Below are 21,946 nucleotides of genomic sequence, written 5' to 3'. Positions count from 1 at the left end.
CGATCAATTGATTTCCGACCGCACCAAATGACTCCACGACCAACGAAATGGGGAACAGCGATGAACAACAAGACAAAGGCGACTTGGATGCTTGCTACGGCACTGTCTCTCATGCTTGCAGCTTGCGGCAATGAGCACGCCGCCGAGCCGCCCGCGCCAACCGAGTCGCCGAAGCCGACCGAAACACCGAAGCAGACCGATGCCAAGAAGCCGGTTGAATCCAAGAAGCCGTCCGATTCGTCGGGCGATTCTTCGGTTGTCCCGGCCCCGCCGGTGACCTCCGTCAACTCGGGGTCAGCCAAAGACGCGAAAGCGGAGAAAGAGAAAGAAAAAGAAACGAAAGAAGCAAAAGCAAAAGAGACGAAAGAAACGAAAGCGACGAAGGACAAACCGACCCCGTCCGAGTCAGCGGACAAGCAAAATCAAACTCCCGGGGCGACGGAGGCCGTCTCCGATAACGGCAAAGCGGGCGCATCCGGACCGAAAAATCCGGCCGCAGCCGTCACGGGCGGCAAAACGAAGGAACCGCCGGCAACGGGAACCGGGGACCGCAAGGCGCTTTCGTGGTATTACATGAAGAAGCCCAAAGGCCAGGTCCCGAATTTCCCGGCGGAGACGAAAAGCTTCACGAAAGACATGAAGGCGCTCTGGGTCGGCACCGGAAAAAAAGTATATTTGACCATCGATACCGGCGGTCCGCTCGGGGATATCGATACGCTGGTGAAATCGTTGAAGGACAACAAGGTGAAGGCGAATTTCTTTATCGCGGGCTATAACGTCAAGAAAAATCCCGATTTCATCCGGACGCTCGTGGCCGACGGGCATCTGATCGCCAACCATACGATGACGCATACGGATATGAATACGCAAACCGACGAGCAGGTGCGCAAAGAAATCGAAGATTACGAGAAGCTTTATAAAGATGTGACCGGAAAGGACATCCAGCCGTATTTTCGTTTTCCGTACGGCCGCTATAATACGCACTTATTGAAAATGGTATCCGATATGGGGTACACGTCCGTCTTCTGGTCTACGGCCATGCGCGACTGGGAGCCCCGCAAGAACGGTGCGGAGGACCCCTACAACGACATCATGAACAATTTGCATGACGGCAACATTATTTTAATGCATCAAGGTTCGCCGGAAAACATCCAGGCGTTGGATAAAATCATCAAAGCCGTCAAAAAAGCGGGCTACGAGTTTGCGCTGTTAAGCGATATCGAGCCTCCGAAGTAGTTTTCGTCCGGCACGCTCCGTTTTGAGCCGTGACCCGCCTCAGGGCGGGTTTTATTTTTGACCGGGGTCTGTTAAGATAAAATGATCCGCACGGCGGAACAAGCCGAACCGGACACCTTTCCTTTTCGCTTTACATACCATAAACCTAGAAGTGAACAGACCAACATAAAGGAAGCGAATAACCGTGCAGCAAGCGATAGCCATATTGGATTCAGGAGTCGGCGGATTGACGGTGGTCAAAGAGGTCATGCGCCAACTGCCGCAGGAGAAAATCGTTTATTTCGGAGATACCGCCCGGACGCCTTACGGACCGAGGCCGGCCGAGGAGGTTACTCGCTTCACGCATCAGATCGTCGATTATTTGCTTCAGTTTCACCCCAAAATGGTAGTCATCGCCTGCAATACGGCAACGGCTGTCGCTTTGGAGGAGATTCGCGCCAGATTGCCCGTTCCCGTGGTCGGCGTCATTCATCCCGGAGCCCGGGCAGCGATTAAAATGACCCGCAACCAGAAGATCGGCGTTATCGGAACGATCGGAACGATCCAAAGCAATGCCTACGAAACGGCGCTGCGTCAAATTTCGCCTAACATTGAAGTCGTGAGCCGTGCCTGTCCTTTGTTCGTGCCTTTGGTCGAGAAGGGCGTATTCCATGGTGAACAAACCCGGCAGGTCGTCGAGGAATCGCTTAGCGAGCTGAAGGAAACCCCGATGGATTGCCTGATTCTTGGGTGTACGCATTACCCGTTCCTTACGGATACGATAGCTTCGGTCATGGGACCGCATGTTACTTTGATTAACTCGGCGGAGGAGACCGCGCGGGAAATCAGCACAATCCTGTATCACAAGGGAATGCTGGCAACCTCCAATAAGCTGCCGGTTCATCAATTTTTTTGCAGCGGAGATCCCTGGATGTTCAAGATGATTGCGCAAGGATGGCTCAACGAGCAAATTAAGGTGACGCCTGTCGTCTGGCAGGTTCCGAATATTATATAGCTCTCCGGCATATGCATTAGCGAACCCCGGACCTTGGCGTCCGGGCAGTGAGCTGAGGAGGGCTGTCGGATGACATTTCCTTACGTCGTCAGACGCGGAGATACGCTTCATCGGGTCGCACGACGGTACGGTATGAACGTGACGGCGCTTTATGGGGCGAATCCGCATTTAAAGGAGCACAGCTACTTGTATCCCGGCCAAGTCGTCCACATTCCCGTAAGAACGACGAGCCGCTACGTTATTCAAGCGGGGGACACGCTGTGGGATTTGGCCCAGCGGTTCAATATTTCGCTGGCGGAGCTCCAGTCGGCCAACCCCAATGCCGAGCCGCGTCGTCTGCGAATCGGACAAACCATCGTGCTTCCCGTAAGCAAAGGCTTGACGATTGTCGAAACGGATGCGGAGTACGATTATGCGGAGCTTATGGACGATGTGGATCGGCTGCTCGAAACGTATCCTTTTCTGGAAATGACGGTTATCGGTCAATCCGTGCTCGGAAAAGATATTCCGGCGCTGCGCATCGGCACCGGCCAGCGGGAAGTGCATTATAACGGGGCGTTTCATGCGAACGAATGGATTACGTCGCTGCTGCTGATGAAATTCATCGAGGATTATGCGGCGGCCTATGCCGGAAGGAAGCCGCTGCGCAACCGGGATATGACCGTAATGTACGAGCAAACCTCGCTGTGGGTCGTGCCTATGGTCAATCCGGACGGCGTGGAGCTTGTGCAGCAAGGGCTTACTTCGGGGCATCCTTACTATGAGGAGCTGCTCCGGTGGAATTACGATTCGCAGCAGTTCTCCCGCTGGAAAGCGAATATTCGCGGCGTCGATCTGAACGACCAGTTTCCCGCCCATTGGGAGGCGGAGCGCGACAGGCGGGAAGTGATGGGGCCGGGTCCGCGGGACTACGCGGGGCCTGCGCCGCTGTCCGAGCCGGAAGCGCAGGCGATGGAGGCGTTCACCCGTGGGCGTTCGTTTCATCTGGTAATGGCGTTTCATACGCAGGGCAGGGAAATTTATTGGAATTACCGGGGGTTGGAGCCGCCGGAAGCCGAAGAAGCGGCACGCCGGCTGGCGAAGGCGAGCGGCTACCGGGCCGTCAAGCTGACCGGCAGCGATGGCGGCTATAAGGATTGGTTCATTCAGGAGTTCGGCCGCCTGGGATTCACCATCGAAGCGGGAATCGGCATCAACCCTCTTCCGATCGAACAGTTCCCGCAAATGTACGACGAGGCGATCGGCATCATGCTGGAAGGGTTGAAGCTGTAGAGGCGGCTCCGGTACCGTCAAAAAAGAAGTGCTTCCGCGAAGATCCAACGATCCGTGGCGGAAGCACTTCTTTTTCACTTTATTTCACAAGCTTCAAAAATTCACGCATGAATCCCGGCAGATCGGGCCAGGCATGCCCGGTGACGAGCTTGCCGTCGACATGAAGCGTGTCCGGGCCGTAGTTGGCGCCGAGGCGTTCGATATCGGGGCGGCAAGCCGTATACGCGGTCATGGTGCGGTCCTTGAAATAGCCATAGTCCGGAAGCGAGGCGAATACTTGAGCCGCATGGCATATCGCTCCGACCGGCTTGTCTGCTTCCAGAAAATGAGCGATGATGCGGGGGACATTGGCATCGGAACGGATGTATTCCGGCGCCCGGCCGCCCGGTATGATCAGCCCGTCGTATTCAGACGGGTCTACATCCGCAAAGGCAATATGGGAAGGAAGCCGGTGACCGAGCTTCTCCGTATAGGTCTCCCAACCTTCGACGAAATCGTGCACGACGGTGTTGAGCGTCTTTTTCGTCGGCGAGGCGATGACCGCTTCGTACCCTTCCTCCAACAGCCGGTAGTATGGGTAGTACACCTCCAGTACTTCAACCGCGTCTCCTGCCAGTACAAGTACTTTCTTGGACATGGTATCACTCCTTGGTAAAGGTTGAAATGTCACTCTCTCATTATGCTGGATGAGAGAAGGGCTGTAAACGGGGTGAAATTGTCGGAATTTGTCGAATCATTTCAGAATTGCCGAAAGATGGTGTATACTGTAGAGAGAGGCCATTCGCACAATTCGAACAAGGAAAGGGGACGATCGTCATGTGGAAGCGATTGTGGTCGCTGCGGCATTGGGGTCATGTATTCCGCCGAATTATCCCGCTGCTGCGTTCGCCCAAAGTGCCGATAGGGGAAAAGCTGCTGTTCTTCGTCCCTGCGCTCGTGTATTGGATTATGCCCGATGCGCTGCCATTGATTCCGCTGGACGATATCGCCGTGACGATGCTGCTCATGACCTGGTTCACCGACCGGGCGGAGCGCAAATACGGCGCCACCTAACCTAATAAATACGACAAAGAGCTGCCCGCGGGCAGCTGAGCTTGTTGAGAAAGTGGTCTAAGCAAAAATAGAGAAACATACGGAGGTGGGGTATCCACTGGAGAAGCGATAGCGTCCGCCTTTGTCTTCGGGAAATGTCCGCTAGTAAGCGGCTTCCAATCAAATTTCCCGAAGACAAGAGTGGTCGGAAGTGGATACCCCGCCCCTTCGTTACCTCTATAATCCCGTTTGACCACTTTTTCAACACTCTGAGCCGCCTACGGGCAGCTCTTTTCTTCTCCCCAATCGAGTCTATCGAGAGATGCTATTTGCTCTTCGGAAGCTCCGGCTCGTACTCCTCCGCCGGCATGCGAATCCATTTTTTCAAATAGCCTTGCTCGTACAGCGCTTTGATCAGGATGATGAGAATCGGCGACAAAATCAGTCCGGCCACGCCGAACAGAGAAAGCGACACGATCATGAAGGAAAGCATCGTAAAAGCGGACACCCCGAGCGAGTCGCCCGTAATTTTCGGCTCCAGAATTTGTCTGGCGGAGATGACGACCGCGAGCAGGACGGAGAGCCAGATGGCCAGCGTTGTTTGGCCGACCACGAACAGGTAAATAATCCACGGAATGAACAGCGTCGAGACGCCGAGCAGCGGCAGCACGTCGAAGATGGCCGACAAGAGCGCGATGGAAAACGCGTTTTTGATATTCATGACGAGCAGCGCGACGAAGATGACGGCAAACGTCACGCTGATGAGCTTGGCCTGCGCCTTGATATAGGTGACGATGCCGATCAGCACGTTTTCGCGGAGAAAGTGGAACGCTTTTTTGAAGGTGTTGGGCGTCTTATCCTCCGCGATCCGCTTCCAGGATTCGATTTCGATGCTTAGAAAATAGGCGAGAATGATCGCAATGACGAAGTTCACCACGAAAGTCGAAAAGGACGTGAGCACGGTAAACGTGCTGGTCAGGAACGAGCGGACGATTTCGGTCGCTTTTTTCGCGATTTCCGCCGAATATTCCTTCGCTTTATTCACGATGTCCGCCGTCGGCAGCGTGCCGAAGCGGTCTTGCAGATGGTCCGTCTGCTTGGCGATTTCCTGTGTCAGCACCGCGGCGTATTCGGGCAGCTTGTCTTTCAGGTTGACGATCTGGCTCGTGAAGATGACCCCGGCACCGGTAATCGCTCCCAGGATGATAAGCACGAAAACGATGGTCGAAATCGTGGTCGCAATGACCTTCTTGATGCCCCTGCGGTGCAGGAAGCGCGCGAACGGCTCGATGATCATGTAAACGATAAAAGCCAGGAAGATCGGGGTTGCAATGCGATACAGGTAACTGAAAACGAGCATGAACAGGTACACGGTAATTACAAGCAAAGCGATGTCGAAGATCGTTTTGTAATATTTGCGGTAAAACGAAATCATAGGGTCACCTCGGAATCTCAGGGGTCAGCACCATTTGGCCGCCCACAGCTTCATTTCGCTTAGCATTCGATGCATGCCGCCGGTCACGTCAAGCGCTTTTTCGATCGGGCACTCAATGTGAACCGGCTGCTTGGGCACATCATTGCCAGTATACCTGTAATCATATCAGAAAGGGGCGGTTTCTTACCAGCATTTGTGAACCGATAGCGGAAGGTTGCTTTCGTTCCCGGGTTTATATACAATAAGGGGAAAATGCTTATTAGTGGGAGATGTGCCTCAACATGAAATGCAAAATTTCGCGCAACGCCGCCAAGGTGCTTTTGGCCGAGATGGAACAAGAGGAAAACAAAGAATTGAAGCTTCGCGTATATGTAACGCACAAGCACGGCGATCATGCGCACTACGGACTCGGAATGGACACGCCTACGGAAAATGACGTGGTCGTAACTACCGACAGCGGCATCGACGTCATTTTGCAGAAGGACGAGCCGCTGCTGGACGGCGTGCGCGTCGACTATTTTTATTTGCCGGAGGAAGGCTTTGCGGTCACCAATCCGAGCAAAGGCAACCACGGCGACCATTAATCTGCCACCCGGGTGCCTCAGAAAGGATAATTCCGCATGGCCAACGATATTCGCGTCTGCGACAAATGCAAGCATATGAAAATGAAAACCGCGCTGCCGAAGCTGCAGAAGCTGGCGCCTGAAGCCGACATCAAGGTCGGCTGCAAGTCCTATTGCGGCCCGTGCTCGCGGTTTGCCTTCATTTATATTAACGGCCGGTACATAACCGGCGCGACGGAAGACGAAGCGATCGAGAAAGCAAGCAAGTATATTAAAAAGAAATGACGGACGAACCTCCTGGCACAGCTTGCGGCCGGGAGTTTTTTTATGGAGGCACGGCTTTACAAAATCTTCATATGCCCTTTACATCGTCGAAACAATCGGGAACTATGCTAGATAAAGTGAGTCCAAGAACCTAGTTTGATTCGCCGGAGGGGTATCGTCATGATGAAACGTTGGTTGAAAAAGAGAAAATGGCTGGTCCTGTCGCTAGCCGCAATGACGCTCATGGGAGCGCAAACCGCAGCAGCCGCGGAAGGCGGCATGGAAGCGATCGGCACGAAGTTCGGCATCTGGTCGGGCGGTAAAGAAGTGAAGACAGACAAGGCCCCTGTCCTGATCGACGGAAGTACATATGTCCCGCTGCGCGCGCTCGGAGAAGCGCTGGGCAAGCAGGTGGAATGGAACGAATGGACGCAGTCGATCCGGCTGAAGGAGATGCCGAAGGTTGCGGCCGTACACGAGTGGAAAAATCCGGGGACGCTGGTCGGCAGCCTGAAAGAGGGCGGCTTCTCGGGGCTGATCCATCTGCCGGGCGACCCGGCCGACGTGTTCTATACGCTGGCTGACCGCGGGCCGAACGGCGAATTCGGCAAGGACAAACTGCGCACGTTCCCGAACGAGGCGTATGTGCCGCGCATCTACAAGATTAAAGCGGCCGGCGGAACGATCGAAGTGCTCGAAACGATCAAGCTGCATTTGCCGGCCGGCAAGACCGACAAGTTCAGCAAGACGGCAGAGCTCACTGGTCTGCCGAATCTGGAAGGCAGCGACGAAGTTCCGTACGACGGCAGCGGCACGAAAAAGCTGGCTTACGATCCGGACGGGCTGGACCTCGAAGGCATCGCCTACAACCCGACGGACGACACGTTCTGGCTGTCGGACGAGTACCGTCCTTCCGTGCTGCAGGTGAAGCGCGACGGTACGGTTGTCGGACGGTACGTGCCGCAGGGAGCGAAGGAGCAGTTGGTCGCGGCGGGCGCGCAAACCGAGATTTATGACATTTTGCCGGCGGTGTACGCGAAGCGGATACCGAACCGCGGCTTCGAAGGCGTCACGATTTCGCCGGACGGCAAATATTTGTACGCTTCGATCCAAAGCCCGATGGCGGTTCCGGACAAAAAGACGGGCGAAGCGTCCCGCAATATGCGCATCTTGAAGATGAATCTGGCCGCCAAAAAAGTCGTCGGCGAATATTTGTACATCGCGGAGAACGCCGATTCGTTCACGAATGTGAAGCAGAAGGACGTCGTCATCAGCGACTTGTCCGCCTTGAGCACCGATGTGCTGCTGGTGGACGAGCGCGATAAGAACAGCGGTAAGGAAGCGCAAATCAAGCGCATTTACCGGGCGGACTTCTCGGCAGCGACCAATCTGCTCGGCACAGAGCACAGCGACAATCTTGAGAAGCTGACGCTGGCGCAAATTAAGGAAAAAGGCATCGTGCCGGCCGGCAAGGAGCTGATCGTGGACGTGGCGAAGCTGGGCTATCCGCACGAGAAGCTGGAAGGGCTCGCGGTGGTGGATAAGCATACGATCGCCGTTGTAAACGACAACGATTTCGGCGTGGACAGCTACGACGGCCAAGGCCAGCTGAAGGTGAACGGCAACCCGACGCAAATGTATATCATTCAGGTCGGCGAAGAATTAAAATAAATAGTTTAATACAGAGAGAGCTCGTCCCAGGCGGACGGGCTCTTTTCCGTTACGCCATAATTTTTTGACGAATGTCTGGGCAGGCTCGACCAATTGCTGTATAATGAAATCCGGTTTCATTCCATGGCTAATTTTACCGAAGGTTAAATATACCGGGGGTTATATACGGAGAGAAGGTCGGTACGATGTTCGCAACTGTAAAGTCTCGTTTGCTTCATTTCTTACGCGAGTATCATCCGATCGTGCATGTGCTGCTCTTGGGAACCGCTCTGGCGCGGATCGCTTCATCCATGAGCATGCCGTTTCTGGCCATCTATTTGTCCCGGGAATCGGGGCTGCACCCGATCATGATCGGCGCGATCATCGGTATCGGCTCGCTTGCCGGCATGGCAGGCGGCTTCGTCGGCGGAGCTTTGTCGGACCGTCTGGGACGCAAGTTCATCATGATGATTGCCTTGTTCGGCTGGGTGATTGTCTTCGCCGGCTTTGCGCTTTCTAAAGCGCCGCTGCTTTTCATGCTGTTCAATATGCTGAACGGGCTCTGCCGTTCGCTCTACGAGCCGGTATCGCAAGCGCTGATGGCCGACGTGACGGTGAAGGAAAAGCGGCTTAACGTCTTCTCGATGCGTTATCTTGCGATCAATGTCGGCGTAGCCGTCGGACCGCTGCTCGGTGCCTACTTCGGCATGTTCGAAGCCTGGCTGCCGTTTCTGGTTACGGCTTTCATTTATTTGACCTACGCGGGTTTGCTCTATTCGCTGCTGCAGGCGTTCGGCATTCGTCAGATCGAAGGCGAGCACCGCAGCGGGGTGACGGTCCGCTCGGCTTGGCGCGTCATCGCGAGCGACCGTGTATTCCGTTATTACATTGCAGGCGGGATTATCGGCGCGATCGGCTATTCGCAGATGATGGCCACCTTATCGCAATACGTGCAGCAAAGCGTAGCCGACGGGGCGACGCTGTTCGCGCTGCTGATGACGATCAATGCGGTAACGGTCGTCCTGCTGCAGGTGCCGCTGTCGAAAATGTTCGAAGGCCGCGGTCCGATGGCTGCGATTGCGGTAGGCGGTCTCATGTTTGCGCTCGGGGATATCGGCTATGCGGTATCTGCCGGATGGATCGGATTTATGATCTCCATGGTTCTGTTCACCGTCGGGGAAGTGCTGAATTTTCCGGCAACGAACATGCTGATCGACCGGTTGGCGCCGGACGGAATGCGGGGCACGTACTTCGGCGCGCAGTCGTTTACGAATCTCGGACATTTTCTCGGTCCGTTGGCGGGCGGCGTGCTTTTGTCGGAATGGGGAGGCGGTCCGCTGTTCTCCGTGATGGCAGTCGTAACGGTGGCAGGAATCTATTTTTATTGGAAAGGCCAGCAAGTCTATAAAATGTTTCATAATTCACATGAAAATTCATGAAAATAGTCCATAAGAACTATGTATTCTACAGGGTTGATCTTTTATCCTAAGAGATGAGATTCAATCATACACAAAAAGACAATTTTCGAGCGTGCTCGATAAAGGCAAACCGGGTGAGAGCCCGCGGGCGCGAAGCTATAGAGGCTAAGGCGCCGAGGTTGCGTGATGCCAGCCAGTTTACCGAAGGCACGGAGTCGCGCGATGATAGATGCGGACTCCCGTACCGTCAACGGAGAGTCTTTTTGTTTTCATATAAAGGAGCGGGAACGGATGGCAGATCAGGTTCAGGGACGGAGCATCATGACGAAGCAAGGCTTCTATACCAAAGTGGGCAACGATTTCGTCGGCGTCTTTTTGTCGAGCGAAGGCCCGAAAATGTTCATCAATCGCGAGGTGTACGAGCTCGCCTCCTCCTGCTGGGACGTGGAAATGGTCAAGGGGCGCAGCCGGCAGGTCATTACATTTTATTGGCGCGGCGAAGTGAAGCTTTCCGTGCGGTGCGAAGCGGACAATGAAGTTTTCATGTCGCTCTTCGATTATTGGAGCTGCCGGGCGCAGGACCTCCGTCACGCCTAGCGGTCGCTTGCCGATCCCCCGAATAGGCACTCGCCCTGGTCGTGGTGCATACGATACTCGTAGCACATGACGGCTTACCGGCCGACGGGGAGGCAGAGACAGTGATGGCAACGGCTTTCGAGACATCCGCGGCGTTCGAACACCGGTTCTGGCTGCAGGTGATGGGAGATCATGCCCGGTTTATTAAAGATTCGCTGTCAGCGGACGAAATCGAAGAAGTGACGCGGGCCCGGGCAATGATCGCAGCCTTTGACGGGCTGCTTGAGCATGCCCGCAAGGCGGAAAAGCGCGAGCGGCTAATCGAAATTACGCGGGAGGCATACGGTTTGACGCAGCAATTGCGCAGCTTCAAGCTGCATCTGCTGCAGAGGCAGCTGATCGGAAAGATTACGATCGGACTGTCGGCTTCGTTTCTGAGCCATATGGTGAACGAGGCGGAGGAATATTTGCGGGTTCTGGGAGCGTTGCTTTCCGGTCAACCAGCCCCTGTATTTCATGAGCTTCACCATCATCTGGTCTGGTTACAGGACGCCTATGGGCATGCGAGCTCGATCGCAGGCGATCTCGATATGGCGGAATCGCGTTTGACCGAGATAGCCCGGACGTTCGATCAGCATTTTCGCGAGTTTTATTTGAAAGCGGTCGAGCTGGCCGGGTATTTGCGCGCGAACGTGAAGAAGTTTCCGGCTTTGGCGCGTTTCGGCAAAGAAGTGGAGCTTGAGATGGCGCTGTTCATGCAGTTTTTGAGGGAGCTGGAGGAGCTTCGGCTTAGCAAGCAGGCGCTCGGGATTTTGTCGCCTCTAATGGCCGATCATATGTCGCGCGAGGAATGCTACTACTTGATGAAGCTTGCTCAAGCATCGGAACATAAAGCGCCCGCCTGCGACCCGGCCCGTCCCCGCGTCGAGACTTAGCGCGAACGAATCGAAAAAATCCTTACAAGGCCCAAGCGGAATCACCGCTCCGGTCTCGTAAGGATTTTTTTGCTTTTGCCAAAAAGGGACCGGGAAGGTTAAAGCGGCAGGCAAATGGAAATATTGGATGGTATCGTTCAAACATTGTTGACAACATTCATCGGCGAACCCGACGAAGTTGCAACGGAGGACTGATATCTTATGGCTAAGGAACAATCCGTGTTGCTTTTGATGTGGATTGCGAGCGTGCTGCTGCTCTGTATGATCGGGCGGCGGCGTGTGAGAGCCACCGTATTTCTCATGCTTATTTTTCAATCGATGACCTGGTTAATAAGTTTAATGCTGTCGAGCTTATCCTTGTTCGAATTTCCGGTGCGGGAATTGCCGAGGGCGACGTCAATTAATTTCACGTTTGAGTTTATTCTGTTTCCGGCTTATTCCGTCTGGTTTCATTATACGTATCCCGAGCGGAGAAGCACGGTTCATCAGATCGGACATTATGCGCTGTTTGCCACAATTTTCGTCGCATTTTACAGTTTCATGGAAAAGTTTACTTCACTTGTGAAATTTCACGCTTCGCCGTTCTGGCTGTATCTTACCTTTCCGGTTGCACTCTATATTACCCGGCGGGTGTTCTTATGGTTCGTTCGGGAGGAACCGGGAAAGTCTCTCGCAGGCTTATCGGAGAAACGGTTATGAGCAGATTCGTCGAGCAGTGGATTCTTGTTTTTGTCTGGGGGATGACGCTGGCTTCCCTTTTGTTCATTCCGAGGGACAAGTACCGCAGCGCGCTTACGATTTTTTTATTTAAGCAGTGCATCACGTGGCTCCTCGGACTTCTTGTGGTCGAGTGGGGATGGATTGACTACCCGGTCCGGTTATTCTGGAAGGTGAATGCCACCAGCTTCACATTCGAATATTTCGTCTATCCGGTCATTTGTATTTTCTTTATGCTGCATTATCCTGAACGCCGGGGCGGGTGGACGAAGCTGGCGTATTATGCGGCGTTTACGACCGGAATCTTGGTGCCGGAATATGTGATCGAGCATTATACCCGGCTGATCGATTACTTGCACTGGACCTGGTATTGGAGCTGGATCAGCTTATTTCTCACATTCGTGCTGTCCCGGTGGTTTTACGTATGGTATTTTAAGCCGGTGCGGCCGGATAAAAACAAGCCCTGAGCTTATTGCTCAGGGCTTGGGTTCGTTTCCCGGTCCTTGCGCCACGCGTATAAGCCGCCCGGTGCGAAGTACTGGTACAATTGGCATTCGATCCGTCCGTTAAACAGCTTCCGCTTCTTGTCTGCCGGGCGGTTCACGTAGTGCTCGAACTGCTTGGCCGGGGTCAGGACAAAAGCGGACCAGGTGGGGACCTGCGCATACAAGTGTCCGAAGTCGCGGACGGCGCGTTCCGCCTCGCTCCGGTCGCCCAGCCGCTCGCCGTAAGGCGGGTTCGTAATGATGCAGCCGTAGTCTCCTTCGGGCCGCGCCTTGGCCACCGGCAGCGTCTGCAGGCTAAGCTCCTTGGCCAGTCCGGCCGCTTTGGCCGACGCTTGGGCAACCTCGATCGCGCTGCGGTCGATGTCCGAACCGGCGATCTGCAGCGGCACGTCGTCACGCACGAGATCGTACGCTTCTTCGCGCGCTTCCTGCCATAACGACTCGGGGACGAGGGGCCACGCCTCCGCATTGAAGCTGCGTCTCAGGCCCGGCGCCAAATTCCAGCCGATCATGGCCGCTTCGACGGGGATCGTCCCGGAGCCGCAGAACGGATCGTACAGGGGACGCTCCGGCTGCCAGCGGCTGAGCAGGATCATGGCTGCCGCCAGCGTTTCCTTCAGCGGCGCTTCGGTGACCAGCTTGCGGTAGCCGCGCTTGTGCAGCCCGGGGCCAGTCGTGTCCAGCGTAATCGTCGCGATATCGTTCAGCAGCGCGACCTCGATAACGAAGCGGCCGCCCGTCTCGCGGAACCATTCGGTCCCATAGCGGAGCTTCATGCTTTCGACGACGGCTTTCTTCACGATGCCTTGACAGGCGGGAACGCTGGACAGCTGCGATTTATGCGAGCGTCCTTCGACCGGAAACTCGCCGTCCTCGGGAATCCATTCCGGCCAAGGCAGCGCCTTGACGCCTTCGAACAGTTCGTCGAAGGTGCGTGCCGGGAATTGTCCCATTTTGACCAGCACGCGGTCGGCGGTCCGCAGCCACAGGTTCGCCCGGGCGATCGCGAGTGCGTCTCCGACGAACGTGACGCGGCCGTTCTCAACCGTCACCTGATCGTATCCGAGGTCGCGGACTTCCCGGGCGACAACGGCTTCCAGGCCCATGGGGGCGGTAGCAATCAATTCAATGGTGTTCGATGTCAACGCTTGCTCACTCCTTGGAAAAGCCATACAATAAACTAGTATAGGCGATTGGCCCCGATTATACAACGGCGGCGGGAACGAAGGTAAGTAAACGGTACAGCCGTACGCCCTACGAGGACCAAACGGAGGAGGAAGAACGGAGATGACGGAGATGCCATTATCGGCGGAAGCGTATTTGGAAGGGTTGTTCGAGCCCGATGCGGAGCTTGAGCGGGTGCAGGAGGGCATCCGGGAGAACGGGATGCCGGAAATTTCAATCGCGCCGGGGTACGGCCGGCTGCTGACGATGCTCACGCGGCTCGTTCGCGCGGAACAGGTGCTGGAGATCGGGGCGCTGGGCGGCTACAGCGGCATTTGTCTGGCACGCGGCCTGTCCGATGGCGGCAAGCTGGTATCGCTGGAGCTGAAGCAGGAGTATGCGGACTTGGCGCACAAGCATCTGCGCGAAGCGGGACTCGGCGACAAGGTCGAATACCGGATCGGCGAGGCGCTGGACAGTCTGGAGGCGCTGTCGGCGGAAGGCCGGCGGTTCGACCTGTTTTTTATCGATGCGGACAAGGGCAATTATCCGAATTATTTGGAATGGGCAATCAAGCTGGCGCGGCCGGGCGCGCTGATCCTCGGGGATAACCTGCTGATGCGCGGCAAGACGACCGATCCGGAGCAGTCCGGCAACGCCGTGACAAAGATGCGCCAATTTAACGAAAGCATAGCGCGCGACCCGCGTCTGGAAGGCGTGCTGCTGCCGGCGTACGACGGCCTCGCCATTGCGAGAGTGCGGGGATAGAGGCAGGCAGGTCAATAGTTAATAGTATGGCGAAGAGACGGTTTCCCTTGGTCGGCACGACGAAGAGAAACCGTCTCTTTTTTTTGCGGAAAACCTCTCAGGAGCCCCGTTTCGTTCTAAACCCCTGCAATTCCCGTGCCCCGATAGCCGAGCTCGTGCGATATGGCGCGTGTAATTCCCACTACCTCTTGAATCCACCGTTCGTGGAAGGGCAGCATACGATCGGTCGGACCGATCACGCTGACGGACGCGATCGCTTTCCCGTCGGCATCAAAGATCGGCGCTGCGATCCCGGTCGCGCCGACATTGCGCAGGTTCGAGCTCAACTCGTATCCGTTCGTCCGGATGTCCTTCAGCCTGCGTTTCATCGTCTCCGCGTCGGTAATCGTATAGGCGGTATACGTTTTCAATTGATCCCCCAGCACGTCGTCGATGAATGCGTCGTCCCGGTAAGCCAAAATGGCGCGCGCCGCCGAGGTGGCGTACATCGGAAACCGCCGGTGCTCCTCCGCGTTGAAGCGGATCGGATACTGCGAGTCGATTTTATCGACGTAAATGGCATCTTGACCGTCAATGACGCACAGCGTGACGAGCTCCTTCGTCTTATCCGAGAGCTGAGTAAGAAACGGCCTGGCGAAATCGACGAGATTATGATTTTTCAGCACCTTGTTACCGAGCTCCAGCAGCGTATAGCCGAGCGAATACTGCTTGGTGGCGGGATTTTGCTTGATGAAGCCTTCGCTTTCGAACGTCATCAGCAGCTTGTGGACCGCGCCTTTGGAAAGCTCCAGCTTGCGGCTCAGATCGCTCACGCCGAGCTCTTTCGGAGAATCGAGAAATAGTTTCAGCAGCTTGCAGCCGTTTTTGACAGAGGATAAATGGTTGTCCATAGCCTTTGTGCTCGCTCCTTGCCGTCGTAAAGTTCAGGGACGGTTTGAAATGTAGAGTAAGTGTAACATAAACCGGGCAAATTTCCCAGAATCCGCTTTCACATGTGAGGAAACATAACATTGAAAACGTTTTAAAAAAAATAAACTATTGCGCTTTATCCAAGTTACGTGCTAAAATCTCCTTGTGTTTCTCGTATAGTAAACGATGTTCACGTATAGTGAACAATACCACATCCGAGGAGGAATTACAATGAACAAAAAAATGGGGGTTCTGGCAGTATTGACGCTTTGCGGCTCGCTGCTCGCAGCATGCGGATCAGGGAAGCCGGCGGCATCGGGTGAAGCGGGGCAAGATCAAGCCGGCGGCACGAAGCCGGAGAAGCAGCTTGTGGTTTCCGGAAACGGAGCGACCGTCGAGCAAATGATGAAAGACGAAGTGTTCAAGAAATTCAATGAAAAATATCCCGATGTGAAGCTCACTTATGTGTCCGGCGTCGCCACCGAAATCGTAGCCAAAGTGAAAGCGCAAAAAGGCGCTCCGCAAATCGACGTGACCGTGATCGAAGCGGGCGAGCAGGAAGCCGGCCGTGCGGAAGGGCTGTGGGAGCCGTTGAACGATAAAGACGTTCCGTCCATGAGCAAGGTTTCTCCCGAGCTGAAAGTGAAGGACAATAGCGGCGTAGCGGTCAACTTTACCCCGATGGGCATTTCGTATAACGCGGAAATGGTGAAGTCCAAGAGCCTCCCGGTGCCGGAGTCGTGGAACGATCTTGCCCGTCCGGAGATGAAGGGGAATTTGACGCTCAGCGAAATTTCCAGCAACTTTGGCCGTTCCGCGCTGATCATGCTCGCTTATGCAAACGGCGGCTCGGAGAAAGATATGGAGCCCGGTTTTAAAAAGTTGGAAACGGTTGCGGGCTATATGCCGACTTTCGCCAAGAGCGCAGCGCAGCTGCAGCAAAACCTGCAAAACAAGACCGCCGCGTATACGGCTTGGACGATGGCGCGCAGCTTGGTGCAGAAGGACGCCGGTCTCGATCTCGAATTCGTCATTCCGAAGGAAGGCGCAAACCTGGTGCCTACCGTAGCGTCGATGGTCAAAGGCGCGAAAAACCCGAACGCCTCCAAGCTGTTCATCGAGTTCCTGCTGTCGGACGAAGTACAGGCGATGTACGCAACCAAGCTGTACTACAATCCGGCAACCAAGGTAAATCTGCCGATGGATATTTCCAAGAAGCTGAGCTTCGACATGAAGAAAGCCGTCAAATTCGACTACGAGGTTATCAGCAGCAAAACGCCGGAGTGGCTCGACCGCTTCAATAAAGAAATTGCGCCGAAAGTCGGAAAATAGGTGAACGATATGATAAAAACGATCGATGTGGAGCTCAAGGGCATCCAGAAGAAGTTCGGATCCAACGTGGTCGTGGAACAGTTCAATCTGCAGGTGGAGCAGGGGGAATGCGTTTCGTTCCTCGGTCCTTCAGGCTGCGGCAAAACGACAACGCTCAATATGATCGCGGGCTTTCTTGAGCCGGATCAGGGCGAGCTGATCATTAAGGGCAAAAAGATGAACGGCGTGCCGTCCAACAAAAGAGATCTTGGCATGGTGTTTCAGACGTATTCGTTGTTCCCGCACATGACGATCTTTGAAAATGTGGCGTACGGGCTGAAGCTGCGTAAGACGCCGAAGGCGGAAATGCAGGAGCGGGTGCGGAAGGTGCTGGAGCTGGTCAAGCTGCCTCACGTGGCCGACCGCTATCCGAAGCAGCTTTCGGGAGGCCAGCGGCAGCGCATCGCCATCGCCCGCGCGCTCGTGACCGAGCCGTCGCTGCTGCTGCTGGACGAGCCGCTAAGCAATCTGGACGCCAAGCTTCGCGAAGAGCTTCGCGACGAGTTAAAGCGGTTGCAGCAGGAGATCGGTCTGACGACCATCTTCGTGACGCATGATCAGGAAGAGGCACTTTACTTGTCCAACCGGATTGTGGTGCTGGATCACGGCAAGGTGGAGCAGATCGGCACCCCGTGGGAGATTTACAACCGCCCGGCGTCCGAGTTCGTACATACGTTCATCGGCAAATCGAACCGGTTGTCCGGCAAAGTGGAGGCGATGGGAAGCCAGACGCTGTCGCTCGTCACGGAGGACGGGCATCCGCTTCGGGCTGCGTTCAAAGGCATTGCGCTTCAAGCGGGGGACGCCGTCTCCGTCTATGTCCGTCCCGAGCGGATCGGCTTTGCGGTTGAGAGCGGCGAGAATTCCTCCGGCATCGTCAATCGGGTGCAGGGCGTCGTCCAACTGATCTCCTTCCTTGGAGCTTACGCCGAATGCGAAGTCCAGGTCGGCCGGTATTCGCTGAATGTGCGCATTCCTTCCGACCGTCAGGACCGCGAATGGTCGGTCGGCGATTCGGTATGGCTGGAATGGAAGCCGGAGGACGTGTTCGTTTTCCCAAGGAAGGGGCATGAGACCCATGGGTAAAGGCAAGTCATCCGCTGTCCGGAGCGCCGCCCTGCTGCTGCTTCCAAGTCTGGCCGTCGTCGCCGGCGTGTTTTTGCTGCCGATGCTTTATATTTTTCTGCTCAGTCTGGAAGGAAAACAGGGGCAGTTCACGCTGGAAAACTATACGATCTTCTTCAAAGATCCTTATTATCTTCAAATTTTATGGCGAACTGTAAAAATGGGCTTGCTCTCGGTGTTGGCCTGTCTGGTGCTCGGCTATCCGGTGGCGATGTTCATGGCCCAGACGTCGGGCAAGCTGCGCGGGATCATTACGTTTCTGATTATTTCCCCGCACTTGATCAGCGTCGTCATCCGGAACTTCGGCTGGGTCGTCATCCTGGGCGAAAAGGGCTGGATCAACAGCACGCTGCTGAAGCTGGGGCTCATTGACACGCCGCTCAAGCTGCTCTATAACCAGCTCGGCGTCGTCATCGGCTTGACCGATTCCTTGATCGTGTACATGATTCTCGCCATCGCGACGAGTCTGTACCAGATCGACGGCTCGCTCTATAAAGCGGCCGGCATTCTCGGCGCGGGCAAGGTGCGCACGTTTTTCACGGTAACGCTTCCGCTCACACTGCCAGGCATCGTCGCCGGAACGACGCTCGTGTTCAGCCTGTCGATGAGCGCGTTCGTTACGCCTGCGCTGATGGGGGGCACATCCGTGAAAGTGCTGCCGGTCATCGCTTACGAGAAAATTATGGCCCAGCTCAACTGGCCGCTGGGAGCGGCGCTTTCGTTCCTGCTGCTCGGTTCGACTATCGCGCTCGTCTCGCTGTTCACGCGGCTTATCGAAACGCGGCGCTATAAAGAGGTGTTCTCCTCATGACAAAACGATTTTCGCCGCTCGGCCTCATTACGTTTATCGTCGTCTTGTTCGTTGTTTCGCCGCTGCTGGTCATTATCCCGACCTCGCTGACATCGGCCAAATATTTGTCGTTTCCGCCGGTCGGATTCTCCTTTCAGTGGTACGTCAAAATTTTCGACCGCCCGGAATTCGTCGATTCGTTCTGGTTCAGCCTGGAGTTGGCGGCGTTGACCGCCGTCATTTCCACGCTGCTTGGCACCATCGCGGGACTGGCGCTGCACAAGTACAAGTTTCCCGGCAAAGGGCTGATCAACGGGCTGATGCTGTCGCCGCTGACCGTTCCCGCGCTGATCATCGGGATTGCGGCGCTGCTTTTTTTCACGCGGATCGGGCTGGCCGGCACGTTCACCGGGCTGCTGCTCGCGCACACGTTGATCTCGATTCCGTACGTGGTCCGGCTCGTGCTGACGGGGCTCAGCTCCTTCGATTATACGCTAGAGAGGGCGGCCTACATTTTGGGCGCCAAGCCCTTGAACGTCTTCTGGGACATCACGATGCCGCTGCTGAAGCCGGCGATTATATCCGGCATGATTTTCGCTTTCTTGACTTCGTTCGATAACGTGACGGTGTCGTTATTTCTCGTTTCCCCGACGACAACGACGCTTCCGATGGCGCTGTTCAGCTATATGCAGGAAACGCTGGACCCGCTCGTCGCGTCCGTATCGTCTGTCGTGATTTTACTAAGCTTGGTGTTCATCATTATATTGGAAAGGGCATACGGATTGGACCGTTTGTTCGGATCGAATTCGCATTCCCATTAACGGAGATGCTGCGGTGTGAAGTCAATAAAAGATCGGATTGAACAATATTTGCCCGAGATGCTGGCGCGGCTTGAAGCAAGCGTCAATATGGATTCGCCGTCCGCCGACAAAGCGCTGAACGACCGGATGGCGGACTGGTACGCGGGCCAATTCAAGGAAATTACGGGAGGAACGGTCGTCCGGGTCCCGAACGAAGTATACGGCGACCGGCTTCTGTGCGAGGCAGGGCAAGGGGAGAAGCAGATTTTGCTGGTCGGCCACTTCGACACGGTTTGGCCGCAAGGAGAAGCGTTGCGCCGGCCGTTTCGCATCGGGAACGGACGCGCTTACGGGCCCGGGGTCTACGACATGAAAGCGGGACTGATGCAGGCGATGTTTGCGATCAAGGCGCTGCAAGAGTCGGGGCGGTTCCCGGCGGATAAAAAAATCGTGCTCCTGCTCAACAGCGACGAAGAGCTCGGCAGTCCGACGTCCCGGGCTTTTATCGAAGAGCAGGCCAGGAAGTCCGCCGTCTCCTTCGTGCTGGAGCCGCCGATGGAGCCAAGCGGTGCGCTGAAGACGGCGCGCAAAGGAAGCGGCCGGTTTAAGCTTGCGGTGCAGGGCGTTTCCGCGCATGCCGGCGTGAATCCGGAAAAGGGCGTCTCGGCGATCCAGGAGCTCGCTTGCCAGATCCAGCGGCTGCATGCCTTGACCGATCCCGCGGTCGGGACGACGGTGAACGTCGGTGTCGTCAAGGGAGGCATCGGTTCCAACGTTGTGGCGGAGCATGCGGAAGGGGAGATCGACATCCGCGTCGCCACGGCGGAGGAAGCCCGGAGAATCGAATCGGCGCTTGGCGGGCTCGTTCCTGTACTGCCGGAGGCCCGGCTGCAGCTGACCGGCCGGATGATGCGTCCGCCCATGGAGCGGACGGAACGGACGGCGGCGCTGTTTGCGCTGGCCCGGCAGATTGCCCGCGCCGAATTCGGCGTCGAGCTGGAGGAGACGCATACGGGTGGCGTCAGCGACGGCAATTTTACCGCTGCCGTCGGCACGCCGACGCTGGACGGGCTGGGGGCGCGGGGCGATTACGCCCATTCGCCAGACGAGTACGTCCGGATAGACGAAATTCCGTTCCGTACGGCGCTTCTTGCGGAGCTGATTGCACGGTGCTAGAGAGCTTCGCTTCGCGCACTCGCGCAAGCAATAAAAGAAGGCCGGGAAGCGCCCTCAAGCGTTTCCCGGCCTTCTTTATATATACCGCATTTATACGCTTACGGGCCTGTCGATCAGCTCGTTGGACGAAATGCCCAGAAAGACGTAGGCTTCCTTTTTCATGACGCTCGGATCGTCGTTCCAGAAGCTCTGGAGCACGTCGATAAATCCGGACGCCCGCGCGATGCGGTCCATTTGCATTTTCATAATCGCTCCGCTGCACAGCACGGCGCACTGGGATACTTGAGGCAAAATGCCGCCTTGAAGCTGCTCCCAGATCGCGTTCACTTCGGGAGAGAAGACAATCGGTCGGCCGTTCTTGATCATGAACCGGTTATCGACGAGGAGCTTGGCTCCGCTCATCGTAGAAAGGCTGCTTTTTACCAGCTTGCTTGCTTCGGTAGCATCCTCCACTGTCAACGAATCGAGTACCTGCCAGGACAAAACATGGTTTGTGCGATCAATGTGATACTTAAAAACGTCTTCGAATGCCATATCAATCTATTCCTCCTATTTAAACCAGGACGCGAGCATGATATCGAGCGAACGGCACGTATATCGAACCAAATGCTCGGCTTCCTTTAGTTCAGTATCGTTCATATCCTGAATGAGATGATAGACGTTGCTGTGCTCCTCGTCCGCCACGCAGTGTACTTCCCAATACTCCAGATTCGTAAATCCGGCTCTTTTCAAAATCGCGTAGGCGTGCAGGTACATGGCGTGGGCGTAGCCTTCCGCCGTACTGTTCACGAGAAGCAGCGACAAGTTTTCGCTCATGGAGCTGACAGCGCGGTACTGGAGCGAAATGAAGTCCTCGGTCTCATAATTCGGAAACGATTGTTCGGGGTCGTCAAGCCCCAAATCCGTCATCCATTTGCGGAGCATCTCGGCGTGGTCTTTCTCTTCCTTGTAATGGGTGGAGAAAACATCGTGATCGACGTCCGGGAACCGCTCCCAGCGCAGTTTAAGAAGCTCTCCGAAATGCTTGGACAAGTGGTATAGGTGCATGCACCATTTGAAATCCTCCGGTTGCGCGCTCTCGGGAAATCGGGTGAAAAAAGGATTCGACTTTTTTGCTTTCTCAAGTTCTTCTGCGATGATCGTCGAAATCGTCTCAACAACTTGTGATTGCTTCATAAATTATCTTCCTCTTTTCTCTGTTGAATTGGATACTTCCCGGTGGAACGACAGATGACGGATCATAAG

The 21,946-nt window shown here is 55.5% G+C and carries 24 protein-coding genes and 1 riboswitch; of the genes, 18 read left to right on the top strand and 6 right to left on the bottom strand.

Going from position 1 to position 21,946, the window contains the following annotated elements:
• Positions 1-60: 60 nt before the first annotated feature.
• The 3 genes from KQX66_RS20460 to KQX66_RS20450 all read left to right on the top strand — a co-directional run bounded on the left by KQX66_RS20460 (position 61) and on the right by KQX66_RS20450 (position 3,502).
• The gene (locus KQX66_RS20460; protein ID WP_216794658.1) at positions 61-1,236 is read left to right on the top strand and encodes a delta-lactam-biosynthetic de-N-acetylase; all 1,176 of its coding nucleotides are present in this window, start codon (positions 61-63) and stop codon (positions 1,234-1,236) included.
• 184 nt (positions 1,237-1,420) lie between these two features.
• Positions 1,421-2,230, top strand: coding sequence for a glutamate racemase (gene racE / locus KQX66_RS20455; protein WP_216794657.1), 810 nt, complete (start codon positions 1,421-1,423; stop codon positions 2,228-2,230).
• Between the two features lie 69 nt (positions 2,231-2,299).
• Complete coding sequence (locus KQX66_RS20450) at positions 2,300-3,502, top strand: M14 family zinc carboxypeptidase (RefSeq protein ID WP_216794656.1); 1,203 nt, start codon at positions 2,300-2,302, stop codon at positions 3,500-3,502.
• A gap of 79 nt (positions 3,503-3,581) precedes the next feature.
• On the opposite strand, the gene KQX66_RS20445 is transcribed toward KQX66_RS20450, so the two are convergent.
• On the bottom strand, positions 3,582-4,139 hold the full coding sequence (locus KQX66_RS20445; RefSeq protein ID WP_216794655.1) for a DJ-1/PfpI family protein: 558 nt from the start codon (positions 4,137-4,139) through the stop codon (positions 3,582-3,584).
• 179 nt (positions 4,140-4,318) lie between these two features.
• Here KQX66_RS20445 and KQX66_RS20440 point away from each other — a divergent pair, with 179 nt between their 5' ends.
• Positions 4,319-4,555, top strand: coding sequence for a hypothetical protein (locus KQX66_RS20440; RefSeq protein WP_216794654.1), 237 nt, complete (start codon positions 4,319-4,321; stop codon positions 4,553-4,555).
• Positions 4,556-4,859: 304 nt separating this feature from the next.
• On the opposite strand, the gene ytvI is transcribed toward KQX66_RS20440, so the two are convergent.
• Positions 4,860-5,969 carry a sporulation integral membrane protein YtvI gene (ytvI, locus tag KQX66_RS20435; RefSeq protein WP_216794653.1) on the bottom strand — a complete coding sequence of 370 codons (1,110 nt, stop codon included), beginning with the start codon at positions 5,967-5,969 and terminating at the stop codon, positions 4,860-4,862.
• A 281-nt stretch (positions 5,970-6,250) separates the two neighbouring features.
• Here ytvI and KQX66_RS20430 point away from each other — a divergent pair, with 281 nt between their 5' ends.
• From KQX66_RS20430 to KQX66_RS20395, 8 genes are all read left to right on the top strand, one after another.
• Positions 6,251-6,553, top strand: coding sequence for a heme biosynthesis protein HemY (locus KQX66_RS20430; protein WP_010491539.1), 303 nt, complete (start codon positions 6,251-6,253; stop codon positions 6,551-6,553).
• A gap of 36 nt (positions 6,554-6,589) precedes the next feature.
• Entirely contained in the window at positions 6,590-6,817 is a 228-nt protein-coding gene (locus KQX66_RS20425; protein WP_216794652.1) for a YuzB family protein, read from the top strand.
• A gap of 159 nt (positions 6,818-6,976) precedes the next feature.
• Positions 6,977-8,467, top strand: a complete 1,491-nt coding sequence (locus KQX66_RS20420) for an esterase-like activity of phytase family protein (RefSeq protein ID WP_253957307.1) — start codon at positions 6,977-6,979, stop codon at positions 8,465-8,467.
• Positions 8,468-8,652: 185 nt separating this feature from the next.
• Complete coding sequence (locus KQX66_RS20415) at positions 8,653-9,885, top strand: MDR family MFS transporter (RefSeq protein ID WP_216794651.1); 1,233 nt, start codon at positions 8,653-8,655, stop codon at positions 9,883-9,885.
• Positions 9,886-9,978: 93 nt separating this feature from the next.
• Positions 9,979-10,070, top strand: a riboswitch (cyclic di-GMP riboswitch).
• A gap of 85 nt (positions 10,071-10,155) precedes the next feature.
• Positions 10,156-10,461, top strand: a complete 306-nt coding sequence (locus KQX66_RS20410) for a hypothetical protein (protein ID WP_036679994.1) — start codon at positions 10,156-10,158, stop codon at positions 10,459-10,461.
• Between the two features lie 104 nt (positions 10,462-10,565).
• Positions 10,566-11,375 carry a DUF2935 domain-containing protein gene (locus KQX66_RS20405; protein ID WP_216794772.1) on the top strand — a complete coding sequence of 270 codons (810 nt, stop codon included), beginning with the start codon at positions 10,566-10,568 and terminating at the stop codon, positions 11,373-11,375.
• Between the two features lie 201 nt (positions 11,376-11,576).
• Positions 11,577-12,074, top strand: a complete 498-nt coding sequence (locus KQX66_RS20400) for a CBO0543 family protein (protein ID WP_216794650.1) — start codon at positions 11,577-11,579, stop codon at positions 12,072-12,074.
• The gene (locus tag KQX66_RS20395) at positions 12,071-12,559 is read left to right on the top strand and encodes a CBO0543 family protein (protein WP_216794649.1); all 489 of its coding nucleotides are present in this window, start codon (positions 12,071-12,073) and stop codon (positions 12,557-12,559) included. Before KQX66_RS20400 ends, KQX66_RS20395 begins: the two co-directional genes overlap by 4 nt.
• Before the next feature lie 2 nt (positions 12,560-12,561).
• Here the strand turns inward: KQX66_RS20395 and KQX66_RS20390 are convergent, their stop codons facing one another.
• On the bottom strand, positions 12,562-13,743 hold the full coding sequence (locus KQX66_RS20390; protein WP_216794648.1) for a THUMP domain-containing class I SAM-dependent RNA methyltransferase: 1,182 nt from the start codon (positions 13,741-13,743) through the stop codon (positions 12,562-12,564).
• A 142-nt stretch (positions 13,744-13,885) separates the two neighbouring features.
• Between KQX66_RS20390 and KQX66_RS20385 the strand changes: the two genes are divergently transcribed.
• The gene (locus KQX66_RS20385; RefSeq protein WP_216794647.1) at positions 13,886-14,530 is read left to right on the top strand and encodes an O-methyltransferase; all 645 of its coding nucleotides are present in this window, start codon (positions 13,886-13,888) and stop codon (positions 14,528-14,530) included.
• A gap of 116 nt (positions 14,531-14,646) precedes the next feature.
• Here KQX66_RS20385 and KQX66_RS20380 read toward each other — a convergent pair whose 3' ends face one another.
• Positions 14,647-15,420, bottom strand: coding sequence for an IclR family transcriptional regulator (locus KQX66_RS20380; RefSeq protein WP_216794646.1), 774 nt, complete (start codon positions 15,418-15,420; stop codon positions 14,647-14,649).
• Positions 15,421-15,670: 250 nt separating this feature from the next.
• Here KQX66_RS20380 and KQX66_RS20375 point away from each other — a divergent pair, with 250 nt between their 5' ends.
• The 5 genes from KQX66_RS20375 to KQX66_RS20355 are packed head-to-tail and all read left to right on the top strand — an operon-like array spanning position 15,671 to position 20,701.
• A complete protein-coding gene (locus KQX66_RS20375; protein ID WP_216794645.1) occupies positions 15,671-16,771 on the top strand; it encodes an ABC transporter substrate-binding protein in 1,101 nt (366 codons plus the stop codon).
• Positions 16,772-16,780: 9 nt separating this feature from the next.
• Positions 16,781-17,896 carry an ABC transporter ATP-binding protein gene (locus tag KQX66_RS20370; protein ID WP_216794644.1) on the top strand — a complete coding sequence of 372 codons (1,116 nt, stop codon included), beginning with the start codon at positions 16,781-16,783 and terminating at the stop codon, positions 17,894-17,896.
• On the top strand, positions 17,889-18,746 hold the full coding sequence (locus KQX66_RS20365; RefSeq protein ID WP_216794643.1) for an ABC transporter permease: 858 nt from the start codon (positions 17,889-17,891) through the stop codon (positions 18,744-18,746). The genes KQX66_RS20370 and KQX66_RS20365 overlap by 8 nt, the downstream gene beginning before the upstream one ends.
• A complete protein-coding gene (locus tag KQX66_RS20360) occupies positions 18,743-19,546 on the top strand; it encodes an ABC transporter permease (RefSeq protein ID WP_216794642.1) in 804 nt (267 codons plus the stop codon). The genes KQX66_RS20365 and KQX66_RS20360 overlap by 4 nt, the downstream gene beginning before the upstream one ends.
• Before the next feature lie 57 nt (positions 19,547-19,603).
• Positions 19,604-20,701: a M20 family metallopeptidase gene (locus tag KQX66_RS20355; protein WP_216794771.1), complete on the top strand. Its 1,098-nt coding sequence runs from the start codon at positions 19,604-19,606 to the stop codon at positions 20,699-20,701.
• Positions 20,702-20,791: 90 nt separating this feature from the next.
• Here KQX66_RS20355 and KQX66_RS20350 read toward each other — a convergent pair whose 3' ends face one another.
• Entirely contained in the window at positions 20,792-21,235 is a 444-nt protein-coding gene (locus KQX66_RS20350; protein WP_216794641.1) for a hypothetical protein, read from the bottom strand.
• Between the two features lie 15 nt (positions 21,236-21,250).
• Complete coding sequence (locus KQX66_RS20345) at positions 21,251-21,877, bottom strand: iron-containing redox enzyme family protein (RefSeq protein ID WP_216794640.1); 627 nt, start codon at positions 21,875-21,877, stop codon at positions 21,251-21,253.
• Positions 21,878-21,946 lie beyond the last annotated feature (69 nt).

The sequence above is a fragment of the Paenibacillus oleatilyticus genome, assembly GCF_018998565.1.
Classification (GTDB): Bacteria; Bacillota; Bacilli; order Paenibacillales; family NBRC-103111; genus Paenibacillus_G; species Paenibacillus_G oleatilyticus.
The sequence above is the reverse complement of the archived record's forward strand: the minus strand, read 5'-3'. Positions and strand labels throughout refer to the sequence as shown.

Coding starts and splice junctions, on each gene's coding strand:
- KQX66_RS20460 (WP_216794658.1), top strand. CDS start 61: ATGAACAACAAGACAAAGGCGACTTGGATGCTTGCTACGGCACTGTCT.
- KQX66_RS20450 (WP_216794656.1), top strand. CDS start 2,300: ATGACATTTCCTTACGTCGTCAGACGCGGAGATACGCTTCATCGGGTC.
- KQX66_RS20445 (WP_216794655.1), bottom strand. CDS start 4,139: ATGTCCAAGAAAGTACTTGTACTGGCAGGAGACGCGGTTGAAGTACTG.
- KQX66_RS20440 (WP_216794654.1), top strand. CDS start 4,319: ATGTGGAAGCGATTGTGGTCGCTGCGGCATTGGGGTCATGTATTCCGC.
- ytvI (WP_216794653.1), bottom strand. CDS start 5,969: ATGATTTCGTTTTACCGCAAATATTACAAAACGATCTTCGACATCGCT.
- KQX66_RS20430 (WP_010491539.1), top strand. CDS start 6,251: ATGAAATGCAAAATTTCGCGCAACGCCGCCAAGGTGCTTTTGGCCGAG.
- KQX66_RS20425 (WP_216794652.1), top strand. CDS start 6,590: ATGGCCAACGATATTCGCGTCTGCGACAAATGCAAGCATATGAAAATG.
- KQX66_RS20420 (WP_253957307.1), top strand. CDS start 6,977: ATGATGAAACGTTGGTTGAAAAAGAGAAAATGGCTGGTCCTGTCGCTA.
- KQX66_RS20415 (WP_216794651.1), top strand. CDS start 8,653: ATGTTCGCAACTGTAAAGTCTCGTTTGCTTCATTTCTTACGCGAGTAT.
- KQX66_RS20410 (WP_036679994.1), top strand. CDS start 10,156: ATGGCAGATCAGGTTCAGGGACGGAGCATCATGACGAAGCAAGGCTTC.
- KQX66_RS20405 (WP_216794772.1), top strand. CDS start 10,566: ATGGCAACGGCTTTCGAGACATCCGCGGCGTTCGAACACCGGTTCTGG.
- KQX66_RS20400 (WP_216794650.1), top strand. CDS start 11,577: ATGGCTAAGGAACAATCCGTGTTGCTTTTGATGTGGATTGCGAGCGTG.
- KQX66_RS20395 (WP_216794649.1), top strand. CDS start 12,071: ATGAGCAGATTCGTCGAGCAGTGGATTCTTGTTTTTGTCTGGGGGATG.
- KQX66_RS20385 (WP_216794647.1), top strand. CDS start 13,886: ATGACGGAGATGCCATTATCGGCGGAAGCGTATTTGGAAGGGTTGTTC.
- KQX66_RS20380 (WP_216794646.1), bottom strand. CDS start 15,420: ATGGACAACCATTTATCCTCTGTCAAAAACGGCTGCAAGCTGCTGAAA.
- KQX66_RS20375 (WP_216794645.1), top strand. CDS start 15,671: ATGAACAAAAAAATGGGGGTTCTGGCAGTATTGACGCTTTGCGGCTCG.
- KQX66_RS20370 (WP_216794644.1), top strand. CDS start 16,781: ATGATAAAAACGATCGATGTGGAGCTCAAGGGCATCCAGAAGAAGTTC.
- KQX66_RS20365 (WP_216794643.1), top strand. CDS start 17,889: ATGGGTAAAGGCAAGTCATCCGCTGTCCGGAGCGCCGCCCTGCTGCTG.
- KQX66_RS20360 (WP_216794642.1), top strand. CDS start 18,743: ATGACAAAACGATTTTCGCCGCTCGGCCTCATTACGTTTATCGTCGTC.
- KQX66_RS20355 (WP_216794771.1), top strand. CDS start 19,604: ATGCTGGCGCGGCTTGAAGCAAGCGTCAATATGGATTCGCCGTCCGCC.
- KQX66_RS20350 (WP_216794641.1), bottom strand. CDS start 21,235: ATGGCATTCGAAGACGTTTTTAAGTATCACATTGATCGCACAAACCAT.
- KQX66_RS20345 (WP_216794640.1), bottom strand. CDS start 21,877: ATGAAGCAATCACAAGTTGTTGAGACGATTTCGACGATCATCGCAGAA.